Raw genomic sequence first — 10,978 nt, 5'->3', positions numbered from 1 at the left:
CGTCCCGCCGACCTTCTCCTTCTCGATCAGCGCGACGGTCTTGCCCAGTTCTGCGGCGCGCAGCGCGGCGGCGTATCCGCCGCTGCCGCCCCCGAGCACGACGAGATCGAAACGGTGGTCGACCATCAGACGGCCTGCCCCTCGGTGAAGCGGATCAGCGATCGCACAGTCGCCGCGGTCGGCCCCTTGTCGGTGAATCCGAACGGGCCGCCCTTGTTCATGCCGACTCCGGCGATGTCCAGATGCACCCACGGAATGCGCGGCGCGTCCGCATCGGCGGAGGTGCGGCCGACGAAGTGCCGGAGGAACAGGCCGGCGAACAGCGATCCACCGGCGGGATCGCCGATCTTCGCGTTCGCGAGGTCGGCGATGGGGGAGTCGAGGTCGTCGACCATGTGCGCGGGCAGCGGCAGCTGCCAGGCGAGCTCGCCCTCGGCGCGCGCCGCCTCCAGGTATGCCGCGACCGTCGCATCGTCGCCCATGACCCCTGCGGTGCGGGTGCCCAGGGCGACCGTGATGGCTCCGGTGAGGGTGGCGACGTCCACGATGACATCGGGATGCTCGCGACTTGCCGCCACCAGCCCGTCGGCGAGCACCAGCCGCCCCTCGGCATCCGTGTTGAGGACTTCGACCGTCGTGCCGTCGAGCTGCCGGAGGACATCGCCGGGCCTGATCGCACGACCGCTGGGCATGTTGTCCGCGATGCACAGCCACGCCGTGACCCGGACCAGGAGTCCGCGCTCGGCGATCGCCCGGAGTACCGCCAAGGCCGTCGCCGCGCCGCACATGTCGTACTTCATGCCGACCATTCCGGCCGCCGGCTTGAGGGAGAGGCCACCGGTGTCGAAGGTGATGCCCTTTCCAACGAGCGCCACGTGGCGCTCTGCACCGGCTGGCGCGTAGTCCAGGCGGACCAGACGAGGGGGACGGTCGGACCCCTGCCCGACCCCGAGGATGCCCCCGTAGCCGCCCTCGGCGAGGGCATGCTCGTCGAGCACCTCGACCTCGACGGGGAGCCCCGCGACCGCCTCGACGGCGCGCGCTGCGAAGTCCGCGGGTCCGAGCCACTCCGCCGGAGTCGAGACGAGATCCTTGACGAGCGCGGCGGCGGAGGCGGCGGAGGTTGCCGCTGCCAGGGCTGCGGGGTCGATCTCCGCTGCGGAGTGCACGATCACCGTGGCGGCCCGGGCCTTCGGCGACTCCGACTTGTAGCCGCTGAAGCGGTAGCCGCCCAGGGCGGCGCCCTCCGCGGCGGCGAGGGAGAGCTCGGGCGTCGCATCGACGACGGCGACCGACACCCTGGCGAACCCGGTCAGCAGCCGGATGCCGGTGCCGACGGCGTCACGGACGGCTGCGGCATCCGGATCCGCGCCGGTGCCCACGACGGCAAGGGGGAGCGCCGTGCTCTCCGGCGCGTAGACGCGCTGGAACGACGACGCCGCACCGGTGAACCCGGTGGCGAGGAGCGCCTCACGCACCCCCGGCCAGTCGGCCAGCGCTGCGGGCGAATCGGAATCGAGGAGCGGGAGCGCCAGCAGGATCGCGTCGGCGTCGGAGCTTTGGATCGGGAGCGTGCTGACTTCGAGGTCGGGAAACGACATGGTCTCCATCCTAGGTAGCAGTGTTCGCTGTGAGCGGGACGCCCGCGACCCGCCCGTCGGAAGCGCCTCGTACCATGGAGACATGCCATTGTCCCTGCCCCTCTTCGAGCGTGCCGTGTCGGCACCGCCGGTGCCTGCCGGGCTGCCCCTTGTGATGGCGCTCACGGGCTTCACCGACGCCGGCAGCGCCGTCAGCGGGGTTGTGGACTACCTGCGCGAAGAGCTCGACCCCACCCCGCTCGCCGTCTTCAGCAACGATGTGCTCCTCGACTATCGCGCGCGCCGGCCGGTCGTCTCCTTCGATCAGGACCACCTGACCGACTATCGGCCGCCGCGGCTCGAGCTGTCGCTCGCGCACGACGCGCTGGGGCAGCCGTTCCTGGTGCTCGCCGGCTACGAGCCCGATTTCGCCTGGGATGCCTTCACCGCCGCGGTGATCGAGTTCGCCACCGCCTATGCGGTCTCCACGATCACCTGGGTCCACGCGATCCCGATGCCGGTGCCGCACACGCGCCCGATCGGGACGACGGTCAGCGGCACCCGAGGGGATCTCACGAGGCTCCATTCGGTGTGGCAGCCGCGGACGCAGGTTCCCGCCACCGCCGGCCACCTGCTCGAGTACCGACTCGCCGAGTCCGGCTTCGCCGTCGCCGGCTTCGTCCTGCTCGTGCCGCATTACCTGGGCGACACGGAGTACCCCGCGGCGACTCTTGCGGCGTTCGACAGCATCACGGTGGCGACCGGGCTGGTCTTCTCCGGCGACGACCTTCGGGACCAGAACCGCGACTATCTCACCAAGGTGGACGAGCAGCTGGCGAACAGCGATGAGCTGGCGCGGATGCTCGTCGGCCTCGAGGAGCGGTACGACGCCTACATGGCCGGATCCACGCTGGCGACGCCGATCATCCACACCGGAGATCTGCCGAGCGCCGATGAACTCGCCGCCGAACTGGAGCGCTTCCTCGCGGGGCATCAGGCGGGCGACGAGGACAAGCGCGGCTCCTGAGCGGAATGCACGGGTCGCCTCGTGCGTTATCACTGATTCATCCCCTCAAGTCCGTTGTGCGCTGACGGATGTGAGATACTGGATGTTCTGACCCGTTGTCAACGTGGTCCTCGAGACATCTCGGCGGGCTGCGGACTTGACAAGGGTCTTACTAGTGTCCGAAATCCGATCGGGGGGCGTGGGACACGCGCCCGCCGGCGAAAGGCGAAACGTGACCCCGAGCACGAAGACACCCCCCACCCTCGCGAAGGACACTGAGTCCGACGTGACCGGGCAGGCGGAGGTGACCGCCACGGCTGCAAAGCGTCCTACCAGGGCCGCGGCAGCCAAGACGACCGCTGGAACGGCGGCCGCCGCCAAGAAGGCTCCCGCCAAGGCCCCCGCCTCGCGAGCCAAGAAGGCCGTTGCCGACGAGCCCGACGAAGACATCGAGATCGACGCCGAGGTCGAGCTCGAAGACGTCGAGATCGACGCCCCCGACGAGGACGAGACGCCGATCAAGCGGCCGGCTGCGCGAGGCAAGGCTGTCGCCGCTGCTGCGGACAGCGACCACGAGACCGAGGCCTCCGACGCCGAAGAGGACGAGGACGACGAGGACGACAAGAAGCCCTCGTCGAGCGAGCCGCTCCCGACCGGTGCGATCGTCATCTCGTCTTCCGACGACGAAGACGTCCCCGTCTACTCGACGATGATCACGGGTGCCACGGCAGACCCGGTCAAGGACTACCTGAAGCAGATCGGCAAGGTGCCGCTGCTGAACGCGGCCGAAGAGGTCGAGCTCGCGATGCGCATCGAGGCGGGCCTGTTCGCCGAAGAGAAGCTGTCGCACATGACGGCGGCCGAGAAGTCGAACCAGCTGGGCCTCGACCTGCAGTGGGTCGCCCGTGATGGGCAGCGCGCCAAGTCGCACCTGCTCGGCGCGAACCTCCGCCTCGTGGTCTCGCTCGCCAAGCGCTACACCGGTCGCGGCATGCAGTTCCTGGACCTCATCCAGGAGGGCAACCTGGGCCTCATCCGTGCCGTCGAGAAGTTCGACTACACCAAGGGCTTCAAGTTCTCGACGTACGCGACGTGGTGGATCCGCCAGGCGATCACCCGCGCCATGGCCGACCAGGCCCGTACCATCCGCATCCCCGTCCACATGGTCGAGGTCATCAACAAGCTCGCCCGCGTGCAGCGGCAGATGCTGCAGGACCTCGGTCGCGAACCCACGCCCGAGGAGCTCAGCCGCGAGCTCGACATGACCCCGGAGAAGGTCATCGAGGTGCAGAAGTACGGCCGCGAGCCGATCTCGCTGCACACCCCGCTCGGCGAGGACGGCGACAGCGAGTTCGGCGACCTCATCGAGGACACCGAGGCGGTCGTTCCGGCCGACGCGGTCGGGTTCACGATGCTCCAGCGTCAGCTCGAGTCCCTGCTCGACTCCCTCTCGGAGCGCGAAGCCGGCGTGATTCGCATGCGCTTCGGCCTCGGCGACGGGCAGCCGAAGACCCTCGACCAGATCGGCGACACTTTCGGCGTGACCCGCGAGCGGATCCGTCAGATCGAGTCCAAGACGATGGCCAAGCTCCGGCATCCGTCCCGCTCGCAGTCGCTTCGGGACTACCTCGAATGACCGGCGAGGCCAACGCCGGCAAGGCGCTGACCGTAGACCTCGAAGGCACGACGTTCGCGCGGATTCCGATCAAGACGAGCGTCGTCATGCCCGGAGACGACCTGGACGCGTTCGTGMGCGAATTCGCCCAGGACGTCATCCAGCCCGGTGACACGCTTTTCGTGACCGAGAAGATCGTGGCGATCACGCAGGGCCGGTCGTTCCCGATCGACTCCATCACGCCGCGCAAGCTCGCCTTCTTTCTGTCGAAGTACGTCGTGAAGACGCCGTACGGCATCGGCCTCGGCATGCCCGAGACGATGGAGATGGCGATCCGCGAGTGCGGCACGCTGCGGATCCTCTTCGCGGCCGCGGTCGCAGCGGTGACGAAGGCGTTCGGACGCAAGGGCGACTTCTACCGGATCGCCGGTGACAAGGCCCGCGCGATCGATGGCCCCACGAGCGGCACGATCCCGCCCTACAACAAGGCCGTCGTGCTCGGGCCGGACCGTCCTCGCGAGGTCGCCCAGCGACTCAAGGCGCTCCTCGGCGGCAAGACCGAGGTCGCCGTCGTCGACATCAACGACATCGGCGGCAACATCCTCGGCTCCACGCTCGACAAAGCGGGGGAGCGGCGCCTCGTGGCGATCCTGAAGGACAACCCGCTCGGCCAGGGCCATCAGTCGACGCCGCTCGGCGTCGTGCGCCCGGCCTAGTCCCGCCCTTCGACAAGCTCAGGGACCGGCTTCTGACTCAGGGACCGGCTGTCGACTCAGAGCCGGTCGCTGAGCTTGTCGAAGCGTCGCGCTAGAAGCCGATCGCGGCGCGGTAGCGCGCCTTGTGGCCGGTGCGGATGCCGGTGGCGCTCGGCTTGTTCTCGTACACGCCGGCTGCCCAGTTGCCCTCGACGAGCACCGGCCCATCGGGCGTGACGACGATGTCCCAGCCGACGTACTGGATCTGCGGCACGACGCGGGCGACCTGGTCGACGAAAGCGACCACTTCGGCCATGAGCGGCAGCTGGAAGTCCGCGATCCGCACCCCGGACTCCGGGTGGAACTCGTGGATGTGCCCGTGCGAGTCGTACCCAGCCCCGACGGAGTGCCCGTCGTCGTCGAGCATCGTGTAGAAGCCGCCGTAGGTCATCTGGTCGCTCACCGCGCCGCGACCGAACTTCTGCGCGACGGCGAGGATGTGCGTCTTCTCGCCGTCGAAGAAGGCCGTCACGCGGGTGGTGTTCACGGTCCCGGGGCACACGGCCGCGAGGTCGGCGTGCTGGACGATGACCTCTTCGATGAGCAGCTCGCCGCGCGCGAGCAGGCCGCGGTGGAAGTCATCCCAGTCCTCGATGTCCGCCGCGTGGTAGCGGTGCACGCCGGTGCCCGCCTGCCCGACGGGCTCTTTGGTGACGATGGTTCCCTGACGCTGCGCGAACGCGCGCACGGCGTCGGCATTGCCGTCCTCGACGACCATCCACTCGCGCCGCAGGTAGTCGGAGAACACCCGGTCGAACTCGACCTTGTCCTGGAAGAGTCCGCGGAACGCAGGATCGTCGTACTTCTGCGACAGCTGGTTCGACACCGGGTGGGTCATGTACGTCGCGCGCTCGGCACGGCGCAGGATCGCGAAGTCGTAGTCGATGTAGTCCTGGAACCCGACGTTGCGCAGGCCGGCCTGCCAGAGCATGTCGACGACGATCGCCGGCGTCCACTTGCCGTGCTCGACCGATGCCTCCTTGGCGCGCTCGAACACGGAGCCGACATCGATGCGACGGGCGCGTCCGGCGAGATAGCGAAGGCGGGGCGCGAGGCCGAGGCCCTGAGAAGGCATGCATGCTCCGGGGTGGGGAACGGGGTCCCGGATAGTCTAGATGGCGTGACTGCGGCGAACCCCGAGACGGCTGCCCCGGCGGCGCCTGGGCGACGCAGTGCCCCCGCCGCACGGGTGTCGCGCGGCGCTGTCGCGGCCAACATCGCCCTGGCGATCGCCGGGCACACCGGCCCCGGTCCGCTCCTGGGGGACGCACGAGCGGATGCCTGGGGTCATGGTGCGGCGGAGATCATCGCCGCGCTGCAGGCCGCCGGCGTCCGCGAGGTGGTGGTGGACTCGTCCGCGATCGCGGCGTTGATCGAAGCCGGCTGCACCGGGCTCACCGTCTCCGGTGAACCGAACGTCGACCCGCTCACCGTGTTCGGCCTGCCCGGCGGCGCTGCCGGCTCGCGGCCCGCCTTGCGTCTCTCCGGAAGGGTTCTCTCTACGAAGCCGCTCCTGCGCGGCGAGGGCGTCTCCTACGGCTACCTGCACCGCGCGGGGGCGGACACCCGCATCGCGCTCGTCACGGGCGGCTACGCCCAGGGCATCTCCCGYAGTCTCGGGGGTCTGGCCTCGGTCGCGATCGGCGGAGTGCGGCACCCCATCGTGGGAAGGGTGGCGATGGATGTCTGCGTCGTCGATATCGCCGCTGCGGACATCGCGCGGGGCGCCGAGGCGGTGTTCCTCGGCGACCACGAAGCGGGCGAGCCGGGAATCGCCGACTGGGTGACCGCGACCGGCCTGAGCGCAGCGGAACTCGTCACGGTGGTCGGACAGCGCTCCGTCCGGGAGTGGGTCGAGTGAGCGTCCTCGCCATCGACCTCGATGCGTTCTCGGCCAACCTGCGGACCATCGCCGAGCGCGTCGCTCCGGCGACCCACATGCTCGTCGTGAAGGACGATGCGTACGCGCACGGCCTCGTGCCGATCGTCCAGCGCGCCTGGCGGGACGGCGTCCGCTGGTTCGGCGCCTTCGATGTGAGCACGGGCCGCGCGGTGCGCGAGGAGCTCGGGCCGGACGCCCGGATCTTCGTGTGGGTGATCGGCACGCCCGAGGAGGCCGCATCGGCGGTCGCGGCTCGGCTCGACGTCGGTATCGGCGATGCCACGCTCCTCGAGGACGTGGCAGGAGCGGCGACGGATGCCTCGGCCACCGCGCGCGTGCACCTGAAGATCGACTCCGGGCTGCACCGCAACGGCGTGCGACCCGAGGAGTGGCCGGCGTTCGTGGCCCGCGCACGCGAGCTCGAGCAGGCGGGATCGATCGAAGTCGTCGGGGTGTGGAGCCACATCGCGGAGGCGTCCGACGAGGACGATGATGCCGCCCGTACGGTGTTCGATGCGGCGTGCGATGCCGCGCACGCGGCAGGGCTCCGTCCCGCGCAGCGGCACCTGGCGGCCAGCGCCGCTGCCTTCGCCCGACCTGAGTTCCGCTGCGACCTCGTCCGCGTCGGAGCGTTCGCCTACGGCATCCGTCCCGCGGACGGCCCGACCGATGCGGACCTGGGCATCCGGCCGATCGGCCGCCTCGAGACGGGGGTGGTCGCGGTTGGCGACGGCACAGCGACGATCGGCATCGGATCGCTCGACGGACTGCCCTCGCCGCTGGCCGGACTGGTCATGGTCTCGACTCCGCAGGGACAACGCCCACTCGTGGACGTCGGTCTCTATGCGAGCACGATCGGCGAATGGGAGGCGGCCCGCGTGGGCGACCTCGTCACGGTGTACGGCGACGCCGACTCAGGGGCGATGTCGTCGACGGACCTCGCCGAGACGATCGGCACCATCGGCGAGGAGATCGCGCTGCGAATCTCGCCGCTGGTGCCTCGGAACTACCGCTGACGTCGGATCAGGCCGATTCGAGCAGGCGAGCGGTCTCGTCGTGCCAGCTGGTCGCGATCGAGCGGAGCTTCTCTTCGTACTTGCGACCGTGGTGAGCGCAGAACAGCAGCTCGCTGCCGTTCACCTCAGCGGCGATGTAAGCCTGGGCGCCACAGGAGTCACAGCGATCGGCAGCGCTCAGACGGTGCTCGAGGACGACACCCGGCTCTGTCGGTGTGGATAGCGTGTTCATCTCTGTGCCCCCTCGGTTGTGCAGAACTCTCGTCAAGATAGAACTCCGTTGCGTGTACTAGATACAACCATGCCCATGTTTCGAGAATGCCGCGAACGGGTGACATTTCGCTGTGCGCGTACCGTGAGCCGCGCGAACGCGTGTCCACCGTGCGCTGTCCTGACCCCCGGATACGCTTGAGGATTGTGACCGCCGAGTACTCCGCTCATCATCTGCAGGTGCTGGAAGGCCTGGAGGCGGTCCGCAAGCGCCCGGGCATGTACATCGGCTCCACCGACTCCCGCGGCCTGATGCACTGTCTGTGGGAGATCATCGACAACTCCGTCGATGAGGCGCTCGGGGGCCACGGCTCCCGGATCGATGTCATCCTGCACACCGACGGCAGCGTCGAGGTGCGCGACAAGGCCCGCGGCATCCCCGTCGACATCGAGCCGCGCACCGGTCTGTCCGGCGTCGAGGTCGTCTTCACCAAGCTGCACGCCGGCGGCAAGTTCGGCGGGGGGTCGTACGCGGCCTCCGGCGGCCTGCACGGGGTCGGGGCATCCGTCGTGAACGCGCTCTCCGAGCGACTCGACGTCGAGGTCGACCGCAACGGCAAGACCTGGTCGATGTCGTTCCACCGCGGCGAGCCCGGTGTGTTCTCGAACGGATCGCCCGACTCCACCTTCACGCCGTTCGAGACGAAATCCGAGCTGCGCGTCACCGGGCGGGCCGCGAAGGGCGTCACGGGCACGCGCATCCGCTACTGGGCGGACCGGCAGATCTTCACGAAGGATGCCGCCTTCAACGTCGACGAGCTGGCGCAGCGCGCGCGGCAGACCGCCTTCCTCGTGCCCGGACTCGAGCTCGTCGTCCGCGACGAACGCCCTTCGACAGGCTCAGGGACCGCAGCGTCCGAGAGCGGCGAACCGCTCGACACGAGCTACCGGTTCGACGGCGGCATCTCGGAGTTCGTCGAGTTCCTGGCCCCCGACTCCGCGGTCACCGACACCTGGCGACTCACCGGCTCCGGCACCTTCACGGAGACGGTCCCGGTGCTGCAGCCGACCGGTGCGATGGTGCCGACCGAGGTCGAGCGCGAATGCCAGGTCGACATCGCCCTGCGCTGGGGAACCGGCTATGACACCGTCTCGCGCTCGTTCGTCAACATCATCGCGACGCCCAAGGGCGGCACACACCAGCAGGGCTTCGAGCAGGGCCTCATGAAGGTGCTGCGCGCCCAGGTCGACCAGAATGCGCGCCGCCTGAAGGTCGGCAACGACAAGCTCGAGAAGGACGACATCCTCGCCGGCATGACCGCCGTGCTCACGGTGCGCGTGCCCGAGCCGCAGTTCGAGGGCCAGACCAAGGAAGTGCTCGGCACCCCGGCGGTGCGCCAGATCGTGAACAACGTGCTCACGAAGGAGCTCACGGCGCGCTTCACCTCGCCCAAGCGCGACGACAAGAACCAGACCGCCCTGCTGCTCGACAAGGTCGTGGCCGAGATGAAGGCGCGCATCTCCGCGCGTACGCATAAAGAGACCCAGCGGCGCAAGAACGCGCTGGAGTCCTCGTCGCTTCCCGCGAAGCTCGTGGACTGCCGATCATCGGATGTCGCGCACTCCGAGCTCTTCATCGTCGAGGGCGACTCGGCTCTCGGCACCGCGAAGCTCGCGCGCAACAGCGAGTTCCAGGCGCTGCTGCCGATCCGCGGCAAGATCCTGAACGTGCAGAAGGCGTCGGTGAGCGACATGCTCTCCAACGCCGAGTGCGCGTCGATCATCCAGGTGATCGGTGCCGGCTCCGGCCGCTCGTTCGATCTCGACGCGGCGCGCTACGGCAAGGTGATCCTGATGAGCGATGCCGACGTCGACGGCGCCCACATCCGCACGCTGCTGCTGACCCTCTTCTTCCGCTACATGCGGCCGCTCGTCGAGGCGGGCCGCGTGTTCGCCGCCGTTCCGCCGCTGCACCGGGTGATCGTCATGAACCTCGGCACCAAGCCGAACGAGACGATCTACACCTACAGCGAACCCGAGCTGCATACGCTCCTCGCGAAGGTCACCAAGTCCGGCCGGCGCTGGCACGAGCCCGTGCAGCGATACAAGGGCCTGGGCGAGATGGACGCGGATCAGCTCGCGACGACCACGATGGACCGGGGCGGTCGGCTGCTGCGCCGAGTGCGCCTCGAGGATGCCGAGGGCGCCGGCCGCGTCTTCGAGCTCCTGATGGGCAACGAGGTCGCGCCGCGCCGCGAGTTCATCGTCGAGTCCTCGCACCGCCTCTCGCGGGAAGCCATCGACGCGTAGCACCCCGCCCGCGGGGCTGCCGCGGCCGGTCAGGCGAGCGGGCGGCCGATTGAGCCGATGACCGCGTCGAGGAGCTGCCCCGACGCATCCCGTTTCGCCGTCGCGGCCGGCAGCGTGCGCGTCGAGCCGTCCGGTCCGACCGCGAGCGCGGGAGCTCGGCCGACCCAGGCCAGGGTGAGGCGGCTCTCGCCGCGCAGGAAGGTGTGCGCGCGCACKCCGCCCGTGGCGCGGCCCTTGGCCGGGAACTCCTCGAACCGCGATACCTTGACGCGTCCGGCATCCGTTCCAGGCAGCRCGCCGTCGGCGCCGGAGATGGTGACGGCCACGAGATCCTCGCCCTCGGTCACCGCGAAGTGGATGACCGTCGCGCCCGCCGACAGGTTGACGCCCGCCATCCCGCCCGCCGGCGCGCCTTGCGGGCGCACGGCAGCGGCCGGGAAGCGCAGCAGCTGGGCGTCGCTGGTCACGAAGACGAGCTCAGAGCCGTCCGGAGCGGATGCCGCGCCCACGAGCGCATCGCCGGCTTTGAGTCCGATGATCTCCAGCTCAGGCCGCACCGCGAGCGCCGACGGCACGATGCGCTTGACCACGCCGTCGCGGGTGC

General features: G+C 69.4%; 11 protein-coding genes. 6 read left to right on the top strand and 5 right to left on the bottom strand.

Going from position 1 to position 10,978, the window contains the following annotated elements; translation table 11 throughout:
• Both AC1DVT_RS13480 and AC1DVT_RS13475 read right to left on the bottom strand, forming a co-directional pair.
• Window positions 1-126 (bottom strand): FAD-dependent oxidoreductase (locus AC1DVT_RS13480; RefSeq protein ID WP_477389566.1); only part of this gene is annotated, 126 nt, incomplete at its 3' end.
• A complete protein-coding gene (locus tag AC1DVT_RS13475; protein WP_477389564.1) occupies window positions 126-1,601 on the bottom strand; it encodes a leucyl aminopeptidase in 1,476 nt (491 codons plus the stop codon). The genes AC1DVT_RS13475 and AC1DVT_RS13480, both read right to left, overlap by 1 nt.
• Before the next feature lie 82 nt (window positions 1,602-1,683).
• On the opposite strand from AC1DVT_RS13475, the gene AC1DVT_RS13470 reads away from it, so the two are divergent.
• The 3 genes from AC1DVT_RS13470 to AC1DVT_RS13460 all read left to right on the top strand — a co-directional run bounded on the left by AC1DVT_RS13470 (window position 1,684) and on the right by AC1DVT_RS13460 (window position 4,917).
• Window positions 1,684-2,607 (top strand): proteasome assembly chaperone family protein, encoded by a 924-nt coding sequence (locus AC1DVT_RS13470; protein ID WP_477389563.1) that lies wholly within the window; start codon window positions 1,684-1,686, stop codon window positions 2,605-2,607.
• A gap of 211 nt (window positions 2,608-2,818) precedes the next feature.
• On the top strand, window positions 2,819-4,222 hold the full coding sequence (locus AC1DVT_RS13465; protein ID WP_477389562.1) for an RNA polymerase sigma factor: 1,404 nt from the start codon (window positions 2,819-2,821) through the stop codon (window positions 4,220-4,222).
• On the top strand, window positions 4,219-4,917 hold the full coding sequence (locus AC1DVT_RS13460; RefSeq protein ID WP_477389561.1) for a coenzyme F420-0:L-glutamate ligase: 699 nt from the start codon (window positions 4,219-4,221) through the stop codon (window positions 4,915-4,917). Before AC1DVT_RS13465 ends, AC1DVT_RS13460 begins: the two co-directional genes overlap by 4 nt.
• Window positions 4,918-5,008: 91 nt before the next feature.
• Here AC1DVT_RS13460 and AC1DVT_RS13455 read toward each other — a convergent pair whose 3' ends face one another.
• Entirely contained in the window at window positions 5,009-6,031 is a 1,023-nt protein-coding gene (locus tag AC1DVT_RS13455) for a sugar-transfer associated ATP-grasp domain-containing protein (protein ID WP_477389560.1), read from the bottom strand.
• A 45-nt stretch (window positions 6,032-6,076) separates the two neighbouring features.
• Between AC1DVT_RS13455 and AC1DVT_RS13450 the strand changes: the two genes are divergently transcribed.
• Both AC1DVT_RS13450 and AC1DVT_RS13445 read left to right on the top strand, forming a co-directional pair.
• Entirely contained in the window at window positions 6,077-6,817 is a 741-nt protein-coding gene (locus AC1DVT_RS13450; RefSeq protein WP_477389559.1) for an alanine racemase C-terminal domain-containing protein, read from the top strand.
• Window positions 6,814-7,854, top strand: coding sequence for an alanine racemase (locus tag AC1DVT_RS13445; RefSeq protein WP_477389558.1), 1,041 nt, complete (start codon window positions 6,814-6,816; stop codon window positions 7,852-7,854). Before AC1DVT_RS13450 ends, AC1DVT_RS13445 begins: the two co-directional genes overlap by 4 nt.
• 7 nt (window positions 7,855-7,861) lie before the next feature.
• On the opposite strand, the gene AC1DVT_RS13440 is transcribed toward AC1DVT_RS13445, so the two are convergent.
• Window positions 7,862-8,086 (bottom strand): DUF7455 domain-containing protein, encoded by a 225-nt coding sequence (locus AC1DVT_RS13440; protein ID WP_457098616.1) that lies wholly within the window; start codon window positions 8,084-8,086, stop codon window positions 7,862-7,864.
• A 185-nt stretch (window positions 8,087-8,271) separates the two neighbouring features.
• Between AC1DVT_RS13440 and AC1DVT_RS13435 the strand changes: the two genes are divergently transcribed.
• Window positions 8,272-10,374, top strand: coding sequence for a DNA gyrase/topoisomerase IV subunit B (locus AC1DVT_RS13435; RefSeq protein ID WP_477389557.1), 2,103 nt, complete (start codon window positions 8,272-8,274; stop codon window positions 10,372-10,374).
• A gap of 29 nt (window positions 10,375-10,403) precedes the next feature.
• On the opposite strand, the gene AC1DVT_RS13430 is transcribed toward AC1DVT_RS13435, so the two are convergent.
• Window positions 10,404-10,978: DNA gyrase C-terminal beta-propeller domain-containing protein (locus AC1DVT_RS13430; protein WP_477389556.1), on the bottom strand; the 575-nt coding region annotated here is incomplete at its 5' end.

Source organism: Microbacterium sp. P2_F9, from assembly GCF_056403635.1.
Note: the sequence above shows the minus strand (reverse complement) of the source record. Positions and strands in the feature narration are given on the sequence as shown.

Excerpts from the sequence above, each read along its gene's own strand:
- AC1DVT_RS13475 (WP_477389564.1), bottom strand. The coding sequence starts at position 1,601 with ATGTCGTTTCCCGACCTCGAAGTCAGCACGCTCCCGATCCAAAGCTCC.
- AC1DVT_RS13470 (WP_477389563.1), top strand. The coding sequence starts at position 1,684 with ATGCCATTGTCCCTGCCCCTCTTCGAGCGTGCCGTGTCGGCACCGCCG.
- AC1DVT_RS13455 (WP_477389560.1), bottom strand. The coding sequence starts at position 6,031 with ATGCCTTCTCAGGGCCTCGGCCTCGCGCCCCGCCTTCGCTATCTCGCC.
- AC1DVT_RS13440 (WP_457098616.1), bottom strand. The coding sequence starts at position 8,086 with ATGAACACGCTATCCACACCGACAGAGCCGGGTGTCGTCCTCGAGCAC.